Origin of the sequence: Bacillus sp. FJAT-42315, from assembly GCF_002797375.1 — a bacterium.
Taxonomy (GTDB): Bacteria; Bacillota; Bacilli; order Bacillales; family Domibacillaceae; genus Bacillus_CE.
This window is the reverse complement of the sequence record NZ_KZ454941.1, coordinates 2,832,615-2,855,902: the sequence shown is the minus strand read 5'-3', so window position 1 is coordinate 2,855,902 and position 23,288 is coordinate 2,832,615. Positions and strand designations below refer to the sequence as shown.

The following is a 23,288-nucleotide window of genomic DNA, read 5'->3' as shown; positions in this document are numbered from 1 at the left end:
GACAGGGATTTTCATTTATTTCCGAGTAAGGATTTTATATAATGAGGGATAGTGACTTTAAATGCGGGGAAAGGTGGAAAAATAAACGTGATGAGAACGATTAATGATACTTTTTTAAAAGCAGCAAGAGGGGAACAGACAGATTATGTTCCAGTATGGTATATGCGTCAGGCTGGACGTTCACAGCCAGAGTATCGCAAGTTGAAAGAAAAATATTCACTGTTTGAAATTACCCATCAGCCAGAACTATGTGCGTATGTAACGAGATTGCCGGTTGAGCAGTATGATGTCGATGCGGCGATTCTTTATAAAGATATTATGTCACCGCTTCCAGCGATCGGTGTCGATGTGGATATTAAGTCTGGAATTGGACCGGTGATTAGTAATCCGATTCGTTCATTAGCTGATGTGGAGAAGCTTGGAGAGATTGATCCAGCCAATGATGTTCCTTATGTATTAGAAACAATTCGTTTGCTGACACAAGAACAGCTGAACGTGCCGTTGATCGGCTTTGCTGGAGCACCTTTTACATTAGCAAGCTATATGATCGAAGGTGGACCGTCAAAAAATTACAACAAAACAAAGGCGTTTATGTATGCTGAACCAAAAGCATGGTTTGCTTTAATGGACAAATTAGTAGAGATGACGATCACTTATGTGAAAGCTCAAATTAAAGCGGGTGCTCGCGCGGTGCAAATTTTTGACTCTTGGGTTGGGGCACTAAATGTACAGGATTACCGTACATTTATTAAGCCTGTCATGGAGCGTATTTTTAATGAGTTACGTCCAGAAGGAGTTCCATTAATTATGTTTGGTGTTGGTGCGAGTCATTTAGCGATGGAATGGCATGACCTTCCGTTAGACGTCGTTGGCTTAGACTGGCGTTTACCGATTCAAGAAGCACGAGCAATGGGAATAACTAAAACGGTTCAAGGAAATTTAGATCCAGCTATTTTACTAGCTCCGTGGGAAGTGATTGAGGAACGAGCAAAAGCAATCATTGACCAAGGAATTCAACAACCTGGCTACATCTTTAACTTAGGTCATGGGGTTTTCCCAGAAGTAAACCCGGACACATTAAAGCGTTTAACTACATTTATTCATGAATATAGTGCCGAAAAGCTGAAATAAGAAGATTCTTTTTGGAAAACTTAAAGAAGATATGTTGAAATAGAAAAGTATTTCTATTCCTATGAGGTGAAAGCAATGACAAAAAGAAAAATGGGTTTATTAGTAATGGCTTATGGCACGCCATATAAAGAAGAAGATATTGAGCGATATTATACTCACATCCGTCGCGGGCGCAAACCATCTCCAGAAATGCTTGAGGATTTGCGTTCTCGTTATGAGGCAATCGGAGGGATTTCTCCGCTTGCTAAAATTACGCAAGAACAAGGGGAAAAGTTAGAGCAGCATTTAAATACTATTCAGGATCAGATCGAATTCAAAATGTATCTTGGACTTAAACATATAGAGCCGTTTATTGAAGATGCTGTTGGACAAATGAAAGAGGACGGAATTGAAGAAGCGGTATCGATCGTATTAGCTCCACATTTTTCTACGTTTAGTGTGAAATCTTATAATGGACGAGCAAAAGAAGAAGCGGAAAAGATCGGTGGGCCGGCTATTGTGTCTGTTGAAAGTTGGTACAAGGAGCCTAAGTTCATCGAGTACTGGGCAGAAAAAGTAAAGGAAACCGTGGCATCTATGACGGAGGAAGAACGTGAAAACTATACATTGATTGTTTCAGCACATAGTCTTCCAGAAAAAATCATTCAAATGGGCGATCCGTATCCTAACCAGTTGAAAGAAACAGCCGATTTAATTGCCGAAAAAGCGGGCGTGAAAAATTATGAAATCGGCTGGCAAAGTGCCGGCAATACGCCTGAACCATGGATCGGGCCAGATGTGCAAGACTTAACTCGTGATTTATTTAATGAAAAAGGCTACCAAGCATTTGTTTACGCACCAGTCGGATTTGTCTCTGATCATTTAGAAGTTCTGTATGATAACGATTATGAATGTCAAGTAGTTACGAAAGAAATTGGGGCAAGCTACTATCGCCCAGAAATGCCAAATGCTCAGCCACTATTTATTGAAGCTATGGCGAGTACCATTATGAAGCATTTACAAACGAACGCAAAATTATAAAAAGAAGGCGATGCAACTGTGTTGGAAGAAAACAAGAAAGTAGTTGTAATCGGTGGGGGGATTACCGGTTTAACAACAGCTTATTACTTGCAAAAGCAAGCAAAAGAAAATCAGCTTGCGCTCGATATCACATTAATTGAGGCGACTCCTCGTCTTGGTGGAAAAATTCAAACCGTTCGAAAAGATGGCTTTGTGATTGAAAGAGGGCCCGACTCTTTTCTTGAAAGAAAGGCAAGTGCGGCTCGACTAGCAAAAGAAGTCGGACTTGGAGAGCAGTTAGTCAATAACTCTACCGGCCAATCTTATGTATTAGTGAACGGAAAGCTTCATCCAATGCCAGGAGGCTCTGTGATGGGCATTCCAACACAGATCGCTCCTTTTATCACAACTGGTCTTTTTTCAATCCCTGGAAAAATGAGAGCGGCGGCTGATTTTGTTTTACCGAAATCCGATCCTCAAACGGACCAATCTTTAGGTCATTTTTTTAGAAGGCGTCTCGGAGATGAAGTGGTAGAAAATTTAGTCGAACCTTTATTATCAGGAATTTATGCTGGTGATATTGATAAGTTAAGTTTAATGTCGACGTTTCCGCAATTTTACCAAGTTGAGCAAAAATATCGTAGCCTTGTATTAGGGATGAAGAAAACGACACCAGCTCCGCAGAAGCAGGCTGGGACGACAAAGAAAAAAGGTATTTTCATGACGGTGAAAAATGGACTAGAGTCGTTAGTGGAAGCGATCGAACATAAGCTGAATGAAGGCTCTGTTTTAAAAGGAACTAGAGTCGAGGCGATTGAACACAAACAGGATGGGGGATATGCACTGAGTTTAAATAGTGGAACGATCCTCCATGCGGATAGTGTTGTCGTAACGACTCCTCATTTCACTTTGCCGACGATGATGCCGCAATATCGTTTTTTCGACGGACTAAAGGATATACCAGCTACATCTGTTGCGACAGTGGCGATGGCTTTTCCAGAAGAAGCGATTACAAAAGATATTGATGGTACAGGATTTGTCGTGTCTCGAAATAGCGACTATACGATTACGGCTTGTACGTGGACGCATAAAAAATGGCCGCATACAATACCAGATGGCAAAGTATTGTTGCGCTGTTACGTTGGACGAGCGGGGGATGAAGCTGTCGTCGATTTATCAGATGCTGAAATTGAACAAATTGTGCTTGAAGATTTGAACAAGACGATGGCAATTACAACGACACCAGATTTCACGATCGTTAGTCGTTGGAAGAAAGCGATGCCACAATATACAGTTGGGCATAAACAGCGCATGGCGGATATGTATGAGCAGGTAGACAAAGAGTTACCAGGCCTATTTATCGCTGGAAGTTCTTTCGAAGGGTTAGGGCTGCCAGATTGCATTGACCAAGGAGAAGTAGCTGTTCAAAATGTGCTGCAATTTGTCTCGCATTAACAGGTTATAAGACTGCCACTGATTGAAGTTTCACTTTATAAGATAGTCGAAGAACGAAGGTGTCTCTTTGGGAGATGCCTTCTTTTTCATTACATACTTGGTGGCAGGGAAACTAATTTTCTCTCCTTGCCGACTATAAAAAATGTTGCAATTGCTGTGTAGATATAGTAAATTAAATTACATGAAAAATGACCAATTCGTTCATTTGGTCAGAAAAGGGGCGATGACATGTCTGTTGACCGAAAGCAGCAAATTATCGAAGCGGCTACGAAATCTTTTTCGCTTTTTGGTTATAAGGCAACAACAATGGATCAAGTAGCAAAGCTAGCGAATGTCGGTAAAGGGACAATTTATACTTTTTTTAAAAATAAAGAAGAGCTTTTTGATGAGATTGTGCAGTCACTTATTTCTGATATGCGCTATCAAGCGGAGGCGGCAGCGGATCCAAACAGCTCTTTTCATGAAAATGTTCATCGAGCTCTCTTTCAAATTTTGCAATTTAGAAAAGAGCATCAACTAACGATTAAATTGTTCCAAGAGGGCAAAGAAATGGGGACACCAGCTGTGCTCGATGTAATGAAGAAAATGGAAGATGCTGTTCTTTCTTTCATTAAAGAAAAAGTTGCTTGTGCTATTCAAGCTGGAGAAATTAAGCCTTGTAACCCAGAGATTACGGCGTTTATTATGTTTAAGCTCTATATTTCCTTAATCTTTGATTGGGAGCAGCATAAGGAACCTTTGAGCGAAACGGATATATTAAGCTTATTTGAGCTTCATTTATTTGAAGGATTATCCTTGTAAGGAAAATCCTTTTCTTTTCACTAAAAATGACTATATGAACAAAACAGTCATAAATTACTGAATTTATAGGAGGAAAAGATGAAACAATCATTATTTATGGCTGAAATGAAAGCCATTGTGACTAACCGTAAATTGCTAATCCCAATTGCAGCGGTGCTTTTTATTCCACTTTTGTATGCAGGAATGTTTTTATGGGCGTTTTGGAATCCATACGAAAACTTAAAAGAGTTACCTGTAGCGGTTGTTAATAAAGATAAAGGCGCTAATTTTGAAGGTGAGAAGCTAGAGCTAGGTAAGGAACTAGAAAAAGAAATAAAGAAAAGTGATGATTTTGATTTTCATATTATAAGTGAGGACGAAGCACAAAAGGGGCTTAAAAACTTAAAGTATTATATGTTAATTGAAATTCCAGCTGACTTTTCGAAAAATGCAACGACTTTACTAGACGATCAGCCGAAGAAGCTAGAATTAAAATATATCCCTAATGAAGGATATAATTTCTTATCTTCGCAAATTGGTGAAACGGCGATGAAAGAAATTCGAGCTTCGCTTCAAGAAAATATTACTAAAACGTATTCAGAAACGATCTTTGATAAAATTAAGCAAATGGGTGATGGGTTAGCAAAAGCGAGTGATGGGGCAGGTGAGCTAGATGAAGGGGCGCTTGACCTGTCAGATGGTGCCAAAAAAATTAAAGAAAACTTAGCTACGCTTGCTGAAAAGTCTGTTCAATTCTCGCAAGGGGTATCTAAAGCAGGAAATGGAACAAAAGAGCTCGCATCGGGTGCTTCTCAATTGCACTCCGGTTTGGCTCAGCTAGAAGATGGCGGAAATAAACTTGTAGCCGGAGGACAAGAGTTGCAAAGTGGTACAGGAGAGCTTGCGGAAGGAATTTCTAAAGTGCAAGGTGGCCTGCATACTGTGGATGAGAAGATGGGGGCGTTAACAGCTGGAACAGAGCAAGCTAAAGCAGGTGTTCAACAATTCCAAGAGAAGCTTCCGGCTCTTACACAAGGTACGCAAAATTTAGCCACTGGTGCGGACGAATTAAATAATGGTTTAAATCAGTTTGAACAGCAATTAATTTCTCAACTAAATAGTGGCATGAATCAACAGCTAGAGCAATTAATGCCGGCATTGCAGCAAAGTATGACGCCAGAACAAATTGCTGGATTGAAGCAACAAATGGCTCAGCAGCAACAGCAAATGGAGCAGCAAGTGAAAGGCGCTGTTGGTCAGCTGAGATCGGGTACCGAGCAACTAGCTGCTGGTTCTAGAGAATTAAATGGAGCGATTAGTGGACAACTAGCTCCTAATATTAATAAATTAAATAGCGGATTGGGAGAATTACAGCAAGGACAGCAACAATTAAAAGCCGGTGTTCATGAGTTAGCATCGGGAGCTGATCAATTGGCCACGGGTGTTGACAAATTACAGGCTGGACAAAAGGAATTGGTGGGCGGTGTTGGTCTATTGTCTAGCAAGCTGGGTGAAGCAGAGGCTGGCGCAGCTGAGCTAGCAGGCGGTGCGACAACGTTAAGCAATGGCTTTGGTCAACTAAATGAAGGATCTAGCAAACTATCTGAAGGAACGAAACAGCTAGCAGACGGTTCAAAGCAACTAGCTGATGGAACAACAAAACTAGAAGAAGGAACAAATGAGCTTCATACGAAATTAGAAGATGCAGCTAATCAAGCAAACGAAGTAAACGCAAGCGATAAAACATACGATATGGTTGCTAATCCAGTAAATGTGGAGAGAGATGGTATTAATAAAGTGCCAAACTACGGTACTGGTTTTGTTCCATACTTCTTATCACTAGGATTATTCATAGGGGCTATCATATTAACGATCGTTTTCCCATTAAGAGAGCCGGCTGTTCGACCTAAAAGTGGGTTTAGCTGGTTTGTAGGTAAATTCGGTGTGTTATGTGTGTCAGGTGTCATACAATCACTCTTAGCGATAGCGATTTTACTATTTGGTTTGAAACTAGAAGTTCAAAATGTACCGTTGTTTATAGTGATCACAATTATTACGAGCTTAACGTTTATTGCGCTCGTGCAAATGCTTGTGACGATTATGGGAGACCCAGGACGATACCTTGCGATGTTAACTTTAATTTTCCAATTAGCAACAAGTGCAGGGACATTCCCATTAGAGTTAATTCCAAAAGCATTACAACCGATTCATTTTTTCCTTCCGATGTCTTATTCCGTTTCTGCGTTTAAAGCGGTCATTTCAATAGGAGACTATACATTTATGTGGCAGAACGCTGCCATTTTAGGAATGTTCGCTGTTGTTTGTCTATTGGTGACAATTATTTTCTTTAGAGGAATGTATAAACGTCAATATGGTCATCAACCAGTAACAAGTGAACAGTAAAAAAAATATATGCTGAAAAGCGGCTTCGCTTTTCAGCATTTTTTTTGTTTTTTCTTCAAATATATTTCACATTTTTTTCTTATAATAGAAGGTAAAAAGAAAGCTGGAGGAGGAATATTGTGAAAATTCGCTTGTTTTTGTTCGTTGCGGTTTGGATATGGCTCATAGCCGGCTGCAGTCATTCTTCTTATCCGGCCATTAAAGAGGAAAACTATTTATTGACGTTGAATTTAAGAGATTCCTCTTTAACGTTTATTAATCAAAAGGGAGAGCGAATTGCGGATTGGTTTTTTGATGATATGTATACAGGAGGAGTCTTATTTCCAGATGGCGACCGCTTACTGCTCTATGGTACGCAACTAGACCGTGCAGCTATTTTTTCATTATCTGAAGGTAAAATGCTGGATGAATGGAAGGTTCATGAAGGTACAACAGGTGCTCTTTATTTAAAGGATAGCAAGGAAGTAGTGCTTGCTAATAAAGGAGATCGTTCACTCCACTTTTATAGTGAAAAGGGAAAAGAAACAGACATTGTGAAAACAGGGAAGTATCCGATGTCACTTGCTGAATACCAAGGGATGCTTTATGTCATTAATTATCAAGATACGATTCTTTCGGAAATAGATCTTGAGAAAAAGAAGGTGGTTAGAGAGTTTGCGATTCCTTCTTCCTCAACAGGGCTAATGATTGAACCGAATCAAAGGGAATTGTGGATTGGTGGACATGGTCATGGGAAGGAGCCACAATCTAAAGTTCAAGTGTATTCGCTAGACACTGGACAAAAAACCGAACGAATCAATACGCCAATGATGCCTGTTAACTTTGCTTCTGATGGAAAGTATCATTATGTTGTTAGTCATGGATCGAATATGATTTATATGTTGAACGACAAGAAAGAAATAAAAGCAAAGCGTGAAGTAGGGGCGAATCCGTTTACGATTGAGCCATTTGCTAATGAAATCATCGTAGCGGGATATGACAGTGACGAGCTTTATTTTCTTGAAAAGGAGAGCTTAAAGCTTGTCAAAAAAGTGAAAACAGGAAAAGGCCCATTTGTGATTTTTGTAAAGGAGGGGAACAAATGACTCATATTTTAATTGTTGATGATGAAGAAGATATGCGCCATCTTATCGCCATGTATTTGGAGAATGCTGGTTTCATGGTGAGTCATGCAGAAGATAGTATAGAGGTAAGTAAACAATTGGAAAAAGGAAACATAGATCTTGTACTATTAGATATTATGCTCCCGGGAAAAAACGGCTTTGACATTTGTGCAGATATTCGTAAAACAAGTGAAATTCCGGTTATATTTTTAACAGCAAAAGGGGAAGAATGGGATAAGGTGAAAGGTTTGCAAATTGGCGGTGATGATTATATTGTTAAGCCGTTTTCACCAGGTGAATTAACAGCGAGAATTCGGGCGGTGTTACGGCGTTCTCATAAGGAAGATGAACAAGCAACTACTATTGAAAAAGCAGGTATTTTAGTAGATTTAAGCTCTCATGCAGTGAAAGTCAAGCAAAAGTCTGTTCCATTGACGTTAAAGGAGTTTGAGCTATTGCTATTGCTGATTAAAAATGTCGGTCGCGTCTTTTCTCGTGAACAGCTGTTAACGACGATTTGGGGCGATGATTACAGCGGTGGGACTAGAACGGTAGATACTCATATTAAAACGTTGCGAATGAAGCTCGGTAAGGAGGCGGGGTCGGCTGTGGCAACCGTGTGGGGAATCGGTTATAAATTTGAGGAACCAACTGCATGAGCTTAGCGAAAAAGCTGTGGCTGACTTTATTCATTACGTTGTTGCTTTCGATCGGTTTTGCTTATGCCCTGTCTTATACGCTTTATCAAAAGTTATATGTTGACAGTGTGGAAAAGGAAATGCTCCAAGTTGGCAAAAGTTTGGCGCTGGATTATGACGGTGGGGAAATGACTGATGAATTGATCAAGCAGATCGATTGGTATAATGAGAAAGCTAAGTTTGAAGTGTTTGCGGTTCGAAACCCAAGGGAACTAGCTGCTTGTGTCCCTTTTGAAATTGATTATGACACATTAATCGGTCCAGCTGAGCGCGAACAATTGTTGAAAAATGATCCGGTCAAAAAGGTCGGGTATATGGCTCGGTTTGACCGAAAAATCATTTCAGTTGTTGTTCCTTTATTAGAAGAGCAAAGATTGCAAGGGATTATATATTTATATTTGCCACTTGAAAACATGGAGGAGTTAACAGCTGATTTAACAATTTATTGGGGGATAGGTGCTGCTTTATTTTTGATCCTCTTGTTAGTGATTGGAACAAAATGGGCAAGATACTTAACACGCCCGCTTGAAGAAATGAAGCAAGCAGCTGTCAAATTGTCAGAAGGTGATTTTTCGACACGAGTCCATGTGAAGACGAAGGATGAAATTGGTCAGCTTGCTGAAACCTTTAATCATATGGCAGAATCGATTGATAAGGAAGATGAAAAACAAAAAGAATTTCTCGCTACCGTTTCTCATGAACTACGTACTCCACTTAGTTACATAAAAGGGTACAGTGAAGCTCTTTCATCTGGTATGGTTAAAGGAGAGGAAGAAGAGCAACAATATGTTCACATCATTACGAGAGAAGCGAAAAGGATGGAACGACTCGTTAATGATTTGCTCGAACTAATTAAGCTAGAAGGAGACTCCTCCGCTATCGAAAAGGTTCCGTTACCGTTAGCTGAAACGATTCATCAAACCCTTCAAAAGTTGATACCCGCAGCTAAACAAAAACATGTTGTGCTCACAGAAGAGCTTGATCATGATATCATTATTGAAGGAGATGAAGGTCGTCTTGAGCAAGTGATCGTGAACTTAGTCGATAATGCCTTAAGATATACAGAGGCAGGCGACTTTATTACTGTGCGCTTGTTTGAACGAGAGGACAAAGCGGTGATGGAATGTAAAGACTCTGGGACTGGCATTCCAAAAGAAGACTTACAAAAGATTACAGAACGATTTTATCGTGTCAATAAGGCGCGGACAAGAGCAGATGGTGGGACAGGTTTAGGGTTATCAATTGTTGAAAATATTGTGAAAGGCCATCAAAGTCGATTGATGATTGCTAGTGAGTATGGTCATGGAACGACGGTAACGATTGAATTCCCTTTGCTTGAAGATGATGAATAAAGGAGAAGAAACAATGAAGAAACAATGGATGATGATGGTTATGATTTGTGCCCTCTTTCTATTAGGGGCTTGTGGCCAACAAAAACAACAAAATGAAAATGCAGCACCACAACCAATTGAAGCACAATTAACTGTACCTGACACAGCGGCAGTGAATGAAGAAGTCACATTTACAACGAAAGTGACTCAAGGAGAAGAAACGGTAGAGGATGCCGATGAAGTGCTGTATGAAGTGTGGCAGGAAGGTAAAAAAGAAGATAGTGAAATGATTGAAACGGAGAAAGATAAAGAAGGAAACTACATCGCGAAAAAAGCATTCACACAAGACGGTGTTTATCAAGTCCAAGTTCATGTAACCGCTAGAGGACTACATACAATGCCTAAAAAGCCGATCACTGTTGGACAGCCAACAGCTTCGTAAGAAACAGAAGAACATCAATAACATTCTTAAATATAAAAAGAAGAAAGAACCCACTCAAGGCGACGGCGGGTTCTTTCTTTTTTATGTTATGGAATTGGAGTTAACGATTTGAAAGATTAAATGTCTTGAATATCTGTGCAGTCATCACAATGGTTGCCGTAGCACTCATGTTGTTCCTCAATATAAGAACCGCATTTCGTGCATTGTTTTGCAGGGATATTTTTGAAAAAATCAACAATGTTTTTCATCATTTTTGTGTTCCTCCTCATTTTTGTTATATAACTGATCTATTTGATATGTTAATTGTATTATAACAGAAGGGAGTCGTCAACGGTTTTTTAAAATTTTCAGAAAAAATAATTAATAGAAAGAAAAACTCGATCGGTTGAAGTAAGAAGAGTTGCGGAATAAAATGAGAGAGAAATGGAATTGAATAGAGAGGTGTGTAGGGTATGAAAGTTACGATCATCGGGTGTTGGGGCGGTTATCCGAAAGTCAATGAAGCAAGCTCTGGTTATTTATTTGAAGAGGAAGGGTTTAAACTGCTCGTTGACTGTGGCAGTGGAGTATTATCGAAATTGCAACAGCATGTAGTGCCAGAGGAATTGAACGCAGTACTACTTTCTCATTATCATGCCGATCATATAGCAGATATCGGTGTATTACAACACGCTTTATTGATTCAGAAGCATTTAGGGAAAGAAGTGACCACCTTACCTATTTACGGTCATAACGAAGATTCTGCATTTGCTTCACTTACATATAAAGATTTGACAGAGGGAAGAGCCTATCAACCGAATCAAACATTAACGCTTGGTCCGTTTACGGTCGAGTTTTTACGTACTGTTCATTCTGTTCCATGTTTTGCGATGAAAATTTCAGCTCATGATCATACCGTTGTTTACACAGCAGACTCAGCCTTTCAACAACAGTTTATTCCGTTTGCAAAAGAATGTGACCTGCTTCTTTGTGAAAGCAATTTTTATAGTGGAATGGATGGCCAAGCAGCTGGCCATATGACGAGCACAGAAGCGGGGAGATTGGCCCGTTCTGCTCGCGTAGGGACCTTAGTGTTAACGCATTTGCCGCATTTTGGTGAGCTAGCTAAACTGAAAGAGGAAGCAGAAGCTGAATTTCGTGGTACAGTATTATTGGCGAAGCAAAATTTAGAAATAGAGATATAAACGGGGGATGAACATGCTATTTATTGACAACCAAGGAATCACAGATCCGAGAATCAACTTAGCGATTGAAGAATATGCGGTGAAGCATTTAGATATTAATGAAACGTATTTGCTCTTTTATGTAAACGAGCCTTCGATTATTATCGGTAAAAATCAAAATACGATAGAAGAAGTAAATATGGACTATGTCGAAAAAGAAGGTATTCATATTGTGCGCCGCTTATCCGGGGGCGGTGCAGTGTACCATGATTTAGGAAATTTGAATTTTAGCTTTATTACAAAGGATGACGGAGATAGCTTTCATAATTTTCGCAAATTCACTGAACCAGTGATCGCTGCCTTAATTAAGCTTGGGGTGCAAGCGGAGTTAAGTGGAAGAAATGATATTTTGGCGAATGGATTCAAGATTTCTGGAAATGCTCAGTTTTCGACGAAGGGGCGGATGTTCAGTCACGGGACATTACTTTTTAATACGAATATGGACGAGGTTGTTTCCGCTTTAAAGGTAAGAAAAGATAAAATTGAATCGAAGGGAATTAAGTCGATTCGCAGTCGGGTCACGAACATTGCTGAACTGATGGAACAGGATATGAGCATTGAAGAGTTTCGCTTATTTTTATTACAAGCGATTTTTGAACAAGAAGAGCCAATTCCACAATATAAGCTTGAAGAAAAAGATTGGGAAGTCATTCGACAAATTTCCGAAGATCGATATAAAAATTGGGATTGGAATTTTGGGAAATCACCTGCTTTCAATATTCAACGTTCTCATCGCTTTCCGGTAGGCTTGATCGATGTTCGATTGGATATTAAAAATGGACGGATTCAACATTGCAAAATCTTTGGTGACTTTTTTGGTGTTGGGGATGTGCATGAAATTGAAGAGAAATTAATAGGGGTACGCTATGAAAAGAGTGAGATGGCTCAAGTATTGGACCGATTGTCGATCCCTCATTATTTCGGGAACATGACTCAGGAAGAGTTTTTACAGTTGCTGTATTAAAAAATAAGTATAACAAAGCTTCTTCACCTAACTAACAGATTAGTTAGGTGAAGGAGCTTTTTTAGGTCTAAATTTTCTGCTCTAGGACTACATATAATAGAGGAAGAAGAAAGGAGGGAATCAAGTGAAGATAAAGTGGACTGCGATGGTCATTGTAGGCTACTTGTTGTTTTCAGCGTTTATGTACTACTATTTATTTGTGATGTCGACTGGAGATCTTCCTGATATTTATAAAGGGACAAGTGCTGACCCGTCTACTTTTTTAAACGAACAGGAACGTTCCTTAAGCGGAGAATTTTCCAAAATCAAAAATTTGCTCTTCTTTCTGAGTACGCCACTTGAATGGCTCATCTACTTTTTTATTGTTCTTTTTGGTTTATCTCATCGATTTGAAAAATGGGCACAGGAAGCAGTGCGCATCACTTTTTTGCGAACGTCGATTTATTTGTTTTATTTGTCTGTTTTTACGTTTATCGTGACATTCCCACTACAGTATATAAGCTTTCACTTTTCTAAAGCATATAATATTTCTGCGCAAACTTTTTCTCAATGGATGAAGGATGAGTTGATTGATTTTTGGATCGGTTATGGCTTGATGATGATTCTGATCTTTGTCATGTACGAGCTAATGAAAAGGTTCAAAAAAAGATGGTGGCTAGCGGCTTGGATGCTCTTTGTGCCTTTTACGATCTTTTTAATGTATGTTCAGCCCGTCTTCATTGATCCGCTTTATAATGAGTTTTATCCGCTAAAAGATAAACAGCTAGAAGCGAAAATTTTATCGTTAGCTGACCAAGCGGATATTCCCGCTAATCACGTATATGAAGTAAATATGTCCGAAAAGACACATGCTTTAAATGCTTATGTCACTGGAATCGGCAGCAATGCTCGTATCGTTTTGTGGGATACGACGTTAAATAAGCTAAATGAAGAGGAAATTTTGTTTGTGATGGCTCATGAAATGGCCCACTATGTGAAAAAGCATATTTATATTGGGATCGCTAGTTACTTAGTTCTTGCCTTTATCGGCTTCTGGTTCATAGCTAAAATGATGGAATGGTTGATCAGTCGGCAAGGAGAAAAGTTAAATATAACGGATATCGCCCAATTGCGAACGTTGCCGTTAATTTTTATGATGATCTCGATGCTTTCGTTTGTTGCCAGTCCATTTTCAAATGCAATTTCTCGATTTGAAGAGAAGCAGTCCGATGCGTATGCGATTGAAATGACAGGCAATAAAGCAGCTGCCATTAGCGCGTTTCAAAAGCTCGCAAAGGAAGGCTTATCCGAAGTAAAACCACCATTGCTTGTGAAAATTTTTCGTTATGGTCACCCTTCGATGGCAGAAAGGATTTATACGATTGAGACGTATCCATTGAAAGAAACGAAGCAGAAAAAAGGGAAATAATTAAAGGGATATGTAGAACATACTGATAAGTGCCGGGCTTCCTCTTTTTAAAAGGGACTCGGCACTTATCTTAAGTTCATGTCTTATGCATTATAGGAGATTTTTGGTAGAAGAGGAACTCAACGAGAAGAAAATCATTAGGAATTGAAATTTCTCTCTAATTCATTCAACTTATGGGATAGCTTCATAAATGCTTCGCGATCTCCTTTGTCGAGGGTTTGATCAATTGCAACCATGATCCGTTGTTTTTCTTGTTTAAAAAGAATGTCATTTAGCAATTTGTCGATATATACATCGGTAGCATTTCTTTCTTTCTCACGTGGCATCGGGGACCTCATCATTTCAGTGAAATAGTTGTTGTTTTCCATTTTTCATCACCTCGGATACCTTTTTCTTATTATATATGATTTAAAAATAGTAATCAACAGAAATTTTTAAATTTTTAGAAAAATTATTTATTTGTTCTTTGAGACATTAATAATTAAGGGGTGTTATGATAAATGTAATAAGTCGAAAGGAAGTGTAAATGGTGAATCATACCCATGATGACTACATTATTCGTCCTGAAGTAATGTTCATTAAGGCGGTAGAATGCAGAGGGAAAGAACATACACTTGTCGTCGAAGAAAAGCGAACATTTGAATTAACTATGAAACCTCTAGACCTCATCAAAAGAAGCTGTATTGCCTACGGAGCCACTTATAATGGTAGAAGGGGCGCTAGTAAACATTGGCTAGCTACAGACAAAAAACTCCCCATCAACATCGATCATTTTGAAGGAACATATCTATTCCCGCTTGCTTCCCACATCGCTAAAGGGAATTTGTGGATTTCCTTATCCAAAGTAGACAGTTTTTCAAAATTGGATAGTAAACACACATCGATCTTATTTACAAATGGTCAACGCTTCTCTTTCCCTATCACTGAACGATCGTTAAAGAATCAGCATGGAAAAGCTTCAAGATTAAATATTCAATTAAAACAACAGATACATAATTCATATAGATGGGACTAAAAAAATACATTCATTGGATGAAAACCTCCAGATTAAGAAACCGTTCATCACTGTTTTTATCGATAAATGTGATAAAATGAGAAGAAACTAATGTAGAGGGTTAGCTGCTATGGATTTGAACAATATTAGAGAGTGGTTCACACTCGAACAGATGATGGATTTAATTGATCGTTATCAGTCATTCGGCCCGATTCCAGGATTTATTTTACCGTTGTTAGAAGCGTTCCTTCCATTTTTGCCACTATTCGTCTTTGTGCTGGCAAACGTCAATGCTTTTGGCTTATGGTTTGGATTTATTTTGTCTTGGGGAGGAGCGGTGACGGGTGCGTTTATTATTTTTTTACTCGTCAGAAATTATGGTCAGCGACGGATGCTTTCCTTTTTGCAAAGGCATGGACAAGTCAAGAAATTAATGAATTGGTTGGACCGTCATGGGTTTGGTCCCGTGTTTTTGCTTCTTTGTTTTCCGTTTACACCTTCTGCCGTCGTCAATATTGTGGCAGGGCTTTCTAACATTAGTGTGACACAATATTTATTAGCGGTTATGACGGGTAAGTTTGTGATGATTTTAACGATTAGTTTTATTGGATATGATGTGGCGGCACTTATTGAGCAGCCGATACGAACAGCGATCGTAGCAACGGTTATTTTCATATTATGGCTAGGTGGAAAGAAAGTAGAAGCTCGCCTAAATAAACAAGAAATGAGAGAAAGGGGCTGATCATATGTCAGCTCTTTTTTGCTTGCTTATGTAAGGAAATGTTTTGATAGACTATGCTAAAAAATTAATTAGCTTTTTCGTTATAATAAAAATAGTAAATATGATGGGAGGAGAAAGGTATGTCGATTCAGTTTATACTCGGTCGGTCTGGAACGGGGAAAACAGCTTCTATATTAGAGAATATAAAGAATCAAGTGAAAGAACAACCGATAGGGGAGCCTGTCATTTACCTTGTTCCGGAACAAATGACCTTTTTGTCAGAATACAATTTAGCGGCTGATCCAGCGCTTGGTGGAGTCATTCGTGCACAAGTTTACAGCTTCACGCGTCTTGCTTGGCGTGTACTGCAGGAAACAGGAGGAATGAGCCGAAAGCATATCTCCTCAGCGGGGTTAAATATACTCATTCGAAAAATTATTGAAGACCAAAAAGAGGATTTGAAAATTTTTGCTAAAGCAGCGGATAAAAATGGATTTGTTAGCCATGTAGAAGCGATATTAACAGAGTTTAAACGCTATTGTGTGACACCAGAGGAGTTAGCTGAAATACGAGAGGAAGTTGACTCTAAAGCATTAGCGGATAAACTTCATGATTTGCAAACGATCTATAGCGAATTTGAGAAGTCTCTCATTGGCAAATATGTCGACTCTGAAGATTATTTACGTTTGCTAGCAGAGGCAGTGGCTTCGTCCGATTATTTACAAAAAGCAGAAGTGTATGTCGATGGATTTCATAGCTTTACTCCACAAGAATATGAGGTCATTGGACAGCTGATGAAGCATGCCAAAAAAGTAACGATCGCTTTAACGGTCGATCAAGCGTTTCGAACAAATATCCCGGAAGATACGCATTTATTTAGACAAGCGGGTGAAACGTATTCGATCCTTTATGAACTAGCGAAAAGTAACGGTGTGTCAGTGGAGAAAGATCAAATGTTGACGATGCCAAGACGTTATGAAGAAGAGAGTTTGATCCATTTAGAAACTCATTTTGATCACCGACCAGCGATGGCGTATAACGGTTCGACGTCGATTTGTTTCTTAGAAGCGACGAATCGACGAGCTGAAATTGAAGGGGTTGCGCGAGAAATACGGAAGCTAGCACGAGAGGATGAATATCGTTATAAGCAAATGGCGATTCTTGTTCGTAACGGTCACGAGTATCAGCAAGTGATTGAAACGGTATTTCATGATTATGACATTCCTTTTTATATCGATAAAAAAAATCCGATGCTCAATCATCCTGTTATCGAGTTAATTCGCGCAACGTTAGAAATTTTGGCTAGTCATTGGCGATATGAACCTGTTTTTCGAGCGGTTAAAACGGACTTGTTATTCCCGTTAAAGAAAGATTGGAAAAGATTACGTGAGCAAATGGATCGCTTAGAAAATTACGTGCTGGCATATGGCATCAGAGGAGATCGCTGGACGAATGAAGAGCAATGGAGCTATCGTCGCTACCGTGGATTAGAAGGCGTTCATCTTGGGCAAACGGATGAAGAACAGCGGATCGAGAAGGAATTAAATGAATTAAAACTTATTATTTCAGAGCCGATTTCGCGTCTGTCTAGCCGACTGAAACGAGCGAAAACGAGCAGAGGATTTTGTGAAGCATTTTATTTATATTTAGAGGAGCTAGAGATCCCAAGAAAACTGGAAAATTTGAGCGTGGAAGCACAAGAGCGCGGTGATTTAATTACAGCGCGAGAACATAGCCAAGCGTGGAGTGCGGTGATTGAATTATTAGATCAGTACGTAGAAGTGCTTGGGGATGAAGCAATGACGGTGAAGAAGTTTGCGGCTACGATCGATGCTGGATTAGAAACACTGAAATTCTCAAACGTGCCTGCTGCTGTCGATCAAGTGATGGTAGCGAATCTTGAGCTTTCTAGGCTTGCGAATATTGATGTTGCTTTTATTATCGGTGTCAATGATGGTGTGTTACCTGGCAAGATGCAAGAGGATGGGGTATTAGCAGATGATGATCGTGAAAGATTGCTTTCACAAGGAGTGAAGCTTGCGCAAAGTAGCAAAACGAAGCTGCTGGATGAAGAGTTTATCGCTTATAAAGCCTTTACGACTCCAGCTAGCCAACTGTATATTTCTTATCCTCTTGCTGATGAAGAAGGCAAGGCATTACAGCCCTCTCTTTTTATAAAAAGATTAAAGGAAATGTTCCCGCTTGCAGAGACGAAGCTACTTGTTAACGAACCGTCGGACTTGCAAGAACAAGAAGGGTTGCAATACGTTTGCCACCCGAATCCGACATTATCGCATATCACGACTCAGCTTCAACAGAAAAGGCTCGGCTATCCAATGTACGATTATTGGTGGGATGTTTACAATTTTTATCTAAATACGCCAGAGCAAAAGGAAAAAGCAAGTATAGTATTTTCTAGCTTGTTTTATAAAAATAAGGCGGAAGTATTGGAAGAGCAAGTGAGTAAAAGCCTATACGGAGAAGAAATTCTTGCTAGTGTTTCAAGAATGGAATTATTCAATAGCTGTCCATTCTCTCATTTTGCTAATCATGGTTTGAAGCTGCGAGAACGAGATGTTTATCGACTGCAGGCACCAGATATCGGAGACTTGTTCCATGGAGCTCTGAAATGGATCGCAGAGGAAATTCAAAAGCGAGATTTAAACTGGGGGAAGCTGACAGAACAGCAATGTTTACAGTTGGCAAAAGAAGCAGTCGTTCATTTAACACCAAAACTGCAAAATCAAATTTTATTAAGCTCAAATCGTCATAGATATATCGGTCGTAAGCTTGAGCAAATTATCGGCAGGGCTTCTTATATGTTAAATGGCCAGGCTAAGGTGAGTGGCTTTGCGCCTGTCGGAATTGAACTTGGCTTTGGGCCGCAAGCGGAGCTACCGCCGCTTTCCTTTACGTTAAAGAACGGAACGAAGATGGCGTTAGCAGGAAGGATTGACCGCGTTGACCAAGCACAAAATGATGAAGAAGTATATTTGCGCATCATTGATTATAAATCGAGCAGTCGCGACTTAGATATGACGGAAGTATATTATGGATTCGCCCTGCAAATGTTGACGTATTTGGATATTGTATTAACACACTCACAACAGCTTGTTGGCAAAGAAGCACATCCGGCAGGTGTTCTATACTTCCATGTTCATAATCCAATCATTAATAGTAAACAAGTGATGACGATCGAGCAAATTGAAGAGGAAATCTTTAAAAGTTTTAAAATGAAGGGGCTTGTACTAGCGGAAGAAGAGGTTGTTCGGTTAATGGATACGAGTCTTGAGGGAGGAAATTCAAAAATTATTTCGGCCGGGATTAATAAATCCAATGGCAAGCTCGCGAAAAGTTCCAAAGTTGCTCATAGACAGCAGTTTGAGCAAATGCGTCAGCACGTTCGCAACATTTACCAACAATCAGGGGATGACATTGTCGCTGGTCGGGTTGATATTGCTCCTTATCAATACAAGAAACGAACCCCTTGTGATTTTTGTTCTTATCGACCTGTTTGTCAGTTTGATGACATGATCGAAGACAATCAGTATCGCACGATTATGCCGCAAAAGAAGGAAGAGATTTTTCAAAAAATGAGCGAAGAGAGGGATATATGTGAGTGAGCAATTGATACCGGAAAAGCCGGCGGGAGTGACTTGGACAGACGATCAATGGAAAGCGATCACAGCGACAGGCACCGACATTTTAGTAGCCGCAGCCGCTGGTTCAGGAAAAACAGCGGTGCTCGTGGAACGGATCATTCGTAAAGTGTTAAATGAAGACGAGCCTATCGATATTGATGAGCTTCTTGTTGTGACGTTTACGAACGCCGCAGCCGCTGAAATGAGGCATCGAATTGGGCTTGCCTTAGAAAAAGCGATGGAATCTGATCCGACCTCTAAACATTTGCGGAAACAATTAAGTTTATTAAATAAAGCATCGATCTCGACATTGCACTCTTTTTGCTTAGAAGTGATTCGTAAGTATTACTATTTGATCGATATCGATCCTTCTTTTCGAATTGCTGATGAGGCAGAAGGATTATTGTTAAGAGATGAAGCGTTAGATGATTTATTTGAAGAAGAATACGGCAAAGAAGGAAATGAAGACTTTTACCGATTAGTTGATACTTTTTCCAGTGATCGTAGCGATGCTCAATTACAAATGATTGTGGGGCGGCTGTATGACTTTGCTAAGTCGCATCCTCAACCAGAAGAATGGTTACATCGTTTGCCGCAGCTATATGATGTCGATGAAGAGACGACTAATATCGATGATTTGCCGTTTATGGAAGCGTTGAAATTTGATATTGAGCTACAGCTTGAGGGGGCGGAATTGCTCGTTAATGAATTAGTAGCAATAGCGAATATGTCAGGTGGTCCCTCTCCACGAATGGTGAATTTCATTGCTGACCAACAAATAGTTCAACGGCTTCGCGAGTCTATTTCCTCTTGGCGAAAGTTATATGAAGAAATGCAGACGGTGAAATTCTCCACATTGAAAACTTGCAAAGGTGAGGAATATGACCAGGAGCTAGTAGATAAATCAAAGGATGTCAGAAACGAATTAAAGAAAATTATCACTTCTTTAAAAGAAGACTATTTTTCTCGCAAGCCTGAAAGCTATTTGCGTGATATGAGGGAAATGAGAGACATTATTGCTTCTCTGGCTCAGCTAGTCTGCAAGTTCACCGATAAGTTTCAAGCGATGAAGCGGGAAAAAGGGCTTGTTGATTTCGGTGATTTAGAGCATTTTGCTTTAGCGATTTTAGCTGAACGAAGAGAAGGCGAAGGTGAATTAATTCCTTCTGAAGCGGCACTATTGTATCAGAAAAAATTTAAAGAAGTGCTCTTAGACGAATATCAAGATGTCAATTTCGTGCAGGAGTCGATTATTCGTCTTGTCACGTCGGGGGCAGAAGAAAAGGGCAATTTGTTTATGGTTGGGGATGTAAAACAAAGTATCTATCGCTTTCGTTTAGCAGAACCAAATCTATTTTTGAGCAAATATAGAAGGTTTTCAACAACAGGTGAACACACAGGTATGCGGATTGATTTAGCGAAGAATTTTCGAAGTCGTCAAGAAGTGCTTGATGGAACGAATTATTTATTTAAGCAGATCATGGGTGTGAAAGTGGGAGAAATCGAATATGATCCACAAGCTGAACTGGTCAAGGGAGCTGACTATCCAGAGGAGCCTGTTGTTCCTGTAGAAGTGACGATTATCGAGCAAGAGGGGGCAGCGGTTGAGCAAGAGGATGAAGTGGGTCTAGAGGATGCCGAACAATCGCAGCTGGAAGCAAGATGGATCGTGCAAAAGATTAAGGAGCTGGTGCAATCAAGATATCCAGTCTATGACCCGAAAACGAAAACTGAGCGTCCAATCCAATATCGTGACATTGTGATTTTGCTGCGCTCTATGCCTTGGGCAGGGGAAATCATGGAAGAAGGAAGACGGTCGGGCGTTCCAATCTATGCGAAGCTGTCTGGTGGTTATTTTCAAGCGACAGAAGTGGTCATTATGCTGTCGTTGTTAAAAGTGATCGACAATCCGTACCAGGATATTCCGCTTGCTTCGGTACTGCGCTCACCGATTGTGAACTGTTCAGAAAATGATTTAGCGACGATTCGTCTTGCCTCTAAAAAAGGCACATACTATGATGCTGTTCAAGCGTTTGCTAAAAAGAAGCCAGCTGCAGAGCATGAAGCCATTCATGAAAAGATAAATAAGTTTCTTGAGAAGTTATCGAATTGGAGAACGATCAGTAGAAATGGAGCGTTATCTTCTCTTATTTGGCAGTTGTATCGAGATACTCATTTTTACGATTTTGCGGGTGGAATGCCAGGTGGAAAACAAAGACAAGCGAACCTTCGTGCGTTATATGACCGAGCTAAACAGTATGAAGAAACCTCCTTTAGAGGGCTGTTCCGCTTTTTACGATTAATTGAACGGATTCAGGAGCGAGGCGATGATTTAGGGGAAGCGAAAGCATTAAATGAGCAAGAGGATGTCGTTCGTTTAATGACGATTCATGCCAGCAAAGGATTGGAATTTCCAGTTGTTTTTGTGGCAGGGCTTGGTCGACAATTTAACTTGATGGATATTCGTCAGTCGTATTTATTCGATAAAGACTACGGAATTGCTGCTAAATATACGAATATAGAAAAACGCATTAGCTACCCATCTTTGCCACAGCTCGCTTTAAGGCGGAAAAAGCGACTGGAGCTGTTAGCGGAAGAAATGCGTGTGCTCTACGTGGCGTTAACACGGGCAAAAGAGAAGCTATTTTTACTCGGAACACAGAAAAATGCAGACAAATCGCTAGTAAACTGGGAAAAAGGGTGGAGTAGTACCGACTGGCTATTAAGTGATACCGATCGAGCAGCGGCCATCTCTTATTTTGATTGGATTGGTCCAGCTTTAGTGAGACATCGGGAGTGGACACTTAGTGATCACCCGAATCTTGATCATTTTGCAGACATCCATCATCATGCCTCGAGATGGAAGATTGAAATCGTCCATCCAGAAAGTTTGCTAGAGCCTGAGCAAGAGGTTGATCCACAACAAGTAGATTGGCAAACTAAAGTAGAAAACAGTGAGCCAATTGCCATTTCTTCACCGTATAAACAACAAATTATCGAGCGCATGAGCTGGCAATACTCGAATCCAGTGGCAACGAAACTGCGTTCAAAGCAGTCGGTATCTGATTTAAAACGGATGAATGAGATTTATAATGAAGGAGCAGGGAATGAATTAGTGAAAAGCTTTCAGCGTCCGATTTTCAGTCGCCCAGCCTTTATGCAGGAAAAGGCTCTTTCCCCGGCGGAAGTCGGAACAGCTGTACACACGGTGATGCAGCATGTGCCGCTACACGAACAGCCAACAGAGGCAGACATTCATTCTTTGCTAGAGGAGCTTATACAGCGAGAGCTATTAACGAGTGAACAGGCAGAGGTGATTGATCCGCATCGCATCGTTTCATTTTTTGAAACGGAAGTGGGGCAGATGTTGTTGCGGGCTGATCACGTATATCGAGAAACGCCATTTAACATGGGTGTGAAGGCAAGTGAATTGCATACCGATTGGAGCGGTTCAGAAGAAATCGTGCTCGTTCAAGGGGTAATTGACTGTTTAATAGACATCGATGGTCAGTTATACTTGCTCGATTATAAAACGGATCAAATTACCGGTCGCTTTGCGGGAGGGTTTGATGAAGCTCGTCCAGTGCTAGAGGAGCGTTACCGCATACAAATTGATTTGTATGCTAAAGCCATTGAACAAATTTGGAAACGAAAGATCGTTCGGAAATATTTATTCTTTTTTGACGGGGCTCATGCTCTACAAATAGAATAATAAACAGCCTAGCTTCTCCATCGCATACTAGATGGTTAAGAAGCTAGGCTTTCTATATAACCTTATAAAGTACCAACTATTGGTTGGTCGACGCCAGTACTGTCCAAAACAGTATTCGCATTTAAACAAGTGTAAGTGACGATAAATGGTCCCGTGTTAGACGAGCCTGCGCCTATCGAGGATTTACTACTCTCTTTAGGTGAGATCACTAATGTATCACCATAATGGACGACGCCTCCAGACACATTAAATATTTGTAAAGGACCGATAATGGCAGGCATAA

At 40.1% G+C, this 23,288-nt stretch carries 19 protein-coding genes; 16 read left to right on the top strand and 3 right to left on the bottom strand.

Translation table 11 applies throughout. The features are described from left to right. The first annotated feature begins 90 nt into the window (after positions 1-90). From hemE to CEF22_RS13990, 9 genes are all read left to right on the top strand, one after another. Entirely contained in the window at positions 91-1,131 is a 1,041-nt protein-coding gene (gene hemE / locus CEF22_RS14030) for a uroporphyrinogen decarboxylase (protein ID WP_198508112.1), read from the top strand. 75 nt (positions 1,132-1,206) lie between these two features. Next, positions 1,207-2,151 carry a ferrochelatase gene (gene hemH, locus CEF22_RS14025; RefSeq protein WP_100403357.1) on the top strand — a complete coding sequence of 315 codons (945 nt, stop codon included), beginning with the start codon at positions 1,207-1,209 and terminating at the stop codon, positions 2,149-2,151. A gap of 18 nt (positions 2,152-2,169) precedes the next feature. Further along, complete coding sequence (gene hemY / locus CEF22_RS14020) at positions 2,170-3,585, top strand: protoporphyrinogen oxidase (protein WP_100403356.1); 1,416 nt, start codon at positions 2,170-2,172, stop codon at positions 3,583-3,585. A 228-nt stretch (positions 3,586-3,813) separates the two neighbouring features. Beyond that, a complete protein-coding gene (locus tag CEF22_RS14015; protein WP_100403355.1) occupies positions 3,814-4,386 on the top strand; it encodes a TetR/AcrR family transcriptional regulator in 573 nt (190 codons plus the stop codon). Between the two features lie 78 nt (positions 4,387-4,464). Continuing rightward, positions 4,465-6,768: a YhgE/Pip domain-containing protein gene (locus tag CEF22_RS14010; protein WP_100403354.1), complete on the top strand. Its 2,304-nt coding sequence runs from the start codon at positions 4,465-4,467 to the stop codon at positions 6,766-6,768. A gap of 119 nt (positions 6,769-6,887) precedes the next feature. Beyond that, positions 6,888-7,853: a YncE family protein gene (locus CEF22_RS14005; RefSeq protein WP_100403353.1), complete on the top strand. Its 966-nt coding sequence runs from the start codon at positions 6,888-6,890 to the stop codon at positions 7,851-7,853. After that, entirely contained in the window at positions 7,850-8,530 is a 681-nt protein-coding gene (locus tag CEF22_RS14000; protein WP_100403352.1) for a response regulator transcription factor, read from the top strand. The genes CEF22_RS14005 and CEF22_RS14000 overlap by 4 nt, the downstream gene beginning before the upstream one ends. Then, positions 8,527-9,921 carry a sensor histidine kinase gene (locus tag CEF22_RS13995; protein WP_100403351.1) on the top strand — a complete coding sequence of 465 codons (1,395 nt, stop codon included), beginning with the start codon at positions 8,527-8,529 and terminating at the stop codon, positions 9,919-9,921. The genes CEF22_RS14000 and CEF22_RS13995 overlap by 4 nt, the downstream gene beginning before the upstream one ends. A 13-nt stretch (positions 9,922-9,934) precedes the next feature. Continuing rightward, positions 9,935-10,342, top strand: coding sequence for a FixH family protein (locus CEF22_RS13990; protein WP_157843241.1), 408 nt, complete (start codon positions 9,935-9,937; stop codon positions 10,340-10,342). A gap of 116 nt (positions 10,343-10,458) precedes the next feature. On the opposite strand, the gene yhfH is transcribed toward CEF22_RS13990, so the two are convergent. Further along, a complete protein-coding gene (yhfH, locus tag CEF22_RS13985; RefSeq protein ID WP_100403349.1) occupies positions 10,459-10,593 on the bottom strand; it encodes a protein YhfH in 135 nt (44 codons plus the stop codon). A 201-nt stretch (positions 10,594-10,794) separates the two neighbouring features. Between yhfH and CEF22_RS13980 the strand changes: the two genes are divergently transcribed. The 3 genes from CEF22_RS13980 (at position 10,795) to CEF22_RS13970 (ending at position 13,937) form a co-directional block, all read left to right on the top strand. Beyond that, positions 10,795-11,526 (top strand): MBL fold metallo-hydrolase, encoded by a 732-nt coding sequence (locus CEF22_RS13980; RefSeq protein WP_100403348.1) that lies wholly within the window; start codon positions 10,795-10,797, stop codon positions 11,524-11,526. A 13-nt stretch (positions 11,527-11,539) separates the two neighbouring features. Next, positions 11,540-12,529, top strand: coding sequence for a lipoate--protein ligase (locus tag CEF22_RS13975; protein WP_100403347.1), 990 nt, complete (start codon positions 11,540-11,542; stop codon positions 12,527-12,529). Positions 12,530-12,674: 145 nt separating this feature from the next. Then, the gene (locus tag CEF22_RS13970; protein ID WP_100404023.1) at positions 12,675-13,937 is read left to right on the top strand and encodes a M48 family metallopeptidase; all 1,263 of its coding nucleotides are present in this window, start codon (positions 12,675-12,677) and stop codon (positions 13,935-13,937) included. Positions 13,938-14,074: 137 nt separating this feature from the next. On the opposite strand, the gene CEF22_RS13965 is transcribed toward CEF22_RS13970, so the two are convergent. Beyond that, a complete protein-coding gene (locus CEF22_RS13965) occupies positions 14,075-14,263 on the bottom strand; it encodes an IDEAL domain-containing protein (protein WP_157843240.1) in 189 nt (62 codons plus the stop codon). 200 nt (positions 14,264-14,463) lie between these two features. Here CEF22_RS13965 and CEF22_RS13960 point away from each other — a divergent pair, with 200 nt between their 5' ends. From CEF22_RS13960 to addA, 4 genes are all read left to right on the top strand, one after another. Next, entirely contained in the window at positions 14,464-14,952 is a 489-nt protein-coding gene (locus CEF22_RS13960) for a competence protein ComK (protein WP_095479875.1), read from the top strand. A 109-nt stretch (positions 14,953-15,061) separates the two neighbouring features. Then, positions 15,062-15,673, top strand: a complete 612-nt coding sequence (locus tag CEF22_RS13955) for a TVP38/TMEM64 family protein (RefSeq protein WP_100403346.1) — start codon at positions 15,062-15,064, stop codon at positions 15,671-15,673. Positions 15,674-15,792: 119 nt separating this feature from the next. Beyond that, positions 15,793-19,275: a helicase-exonuclease AddAB subunit AddB gene (gene addB / locus CEF22_RS13950; protein WP_100403345.1), complete on the top strand. Its 3,483-nt coding sequence runs from the start codon at positions 15,793-15,795 to the stop codon at positions 19,273-19,275. Then, positions 19,268-23,005 (top strand): helicase-exonuclease AddAB subunit AddA, encoded by a 3,738-nt coding sequence (gene addA, locus CEF22_RS13945; RefSeq protein WP_100403344.1) that lies wholly within the window; start codon positions 19,268-19,270, stop codon positions 23,003-23,005. The genes addB and addA overlap by 8 nt, the downstream gene beginning before the upstream one ends. 62 nt (positions 23,006-23,067) lie before the next feature. On the opposite strand, the gene CEF22_RS13940 is transcribed toward addA, so the two are convergent. Further along, a complete protein-coding gene (locus tag CEF22_RS13940) occupies positions 23,068-23,286 on the bottom strand; it encodes a spore germination protein (protein WP_100403343.1) in 219 nt (72 codons plus the stop codon). Positions 23,287-23,288 lie beyond the last annotated feature (2 nt).

Excerpts from the sequence above, each read along its gene's own strand:
- hemE (WP_198508112.1), top strand. The coding sequence starts at position 91 with ATGAGAACGATTAATGATACTTTTTTAAAAGCAGCAAGAGGGGAACAG.
- hemH (WP_100403357.1), top strand. The coding sequence starts at position 1,207 with ATGACAAAAAGAAAAATGGGTTTATTAGTAATGGCTTATGGCACGCCA.
- CEF22_RS14015 (WP_100403355.1), top strand. The coding sequence starts at position 3,814 with ATGTCTGTTGACCGAAAGCAGCAAATTATCGAAGCGGCTACGAAATCT.
- CEF22_RS14010 (WP_100403354.1), top strand. The coding sequence starts at position 4,465 with ATGAAACAATCATTATTTATGGCTGAAATGAAAGCCATTGTGACTAAC.
- CEF22_RS14000 (WP_100403352.1), top strand. The coding sequence starts at position 7,850 with ATGACTCATATTTTAATTGTTGATGATGAAGAAGATATGCGCCATCTT.
- CEF22_RS13995 (WP_100403351.1), top strand. The coding sequence starts at position 8,527 with ATGAGCTTAGCGAAAAAGCTGTGGCTGACTTTATTCATTACGTTGTTG.
- CEF22_RS13990 (WP_157843241.1), top strand. The coding sequence starts at position 9,935 with ATGAAGAAACAATGGATGATGATGGTTATGATTTGTGCCCTCTTTCTA.
- yhfH (WP_100403349.1), bottom strand. The coding sequence starts at position 10,593 with ATGATGAAAAACATTGTTGATTTTTTCAAAAATATCCCTGCAAAACAA.
- CEF22_RS13980 (WP_100403348.1), top strand. The coding sequence starts at position 10,795 with ATGAAAGTTACGATCATCGGGTGTTGGGGCGGTTATCCGAAAGTCAAT.
- CEF22_RS13975 (WP_100403347.1), top strand. The coding sequence starts at position 11,540 with ATGCTATTTATTGACAACCAAGGAATCACAGATCCGAGAATCAACTTA.
- CEF22_RS13970 (WP_100404023.1), top strand. The coding sequence starts at position 12,675 with ATGGTCATTGTAGGCTACTTGTTGTTTTCAGCGTTTATGTACTACTAT.
- CEF22_RS13965 (WP_157843240.1), bottom strand. The coding sequence starts at position 14,263 with ATGCCACGTGAGAAAGAAAGAAATGCTACCGATGTATATATCGACAAA.
- CEF22_RS13960 (WP_095479875.1), top strand. The coding sequence starts at position 14,464 with ATGGTGAATCATACCCATGATGACTACATTATTCGTCCTGAAGTAATG.
- CEF22_RS13955 (WP_100403346.1), top strand. The coding sequence starts at position 15,062 with ATGGATTTGAACAATATTAGAGAGTGGTTCACACTCGAACAGATGATG.
- addB (WP_100403345.1), top strand. The coding sequence starts at position 15,793 with ATGTCGATTCAGTTTATACTCGGTCGGTCTGGAACGGGGAAAACAGCT.
- CEF22_RS13940 (WP_100403343.1), bottom strand. The coding sequence starts at position 23,286 with ATGCCTGCCATTATCGGTCCTTTACAAATATTTAATGTGTCTGGAGGC.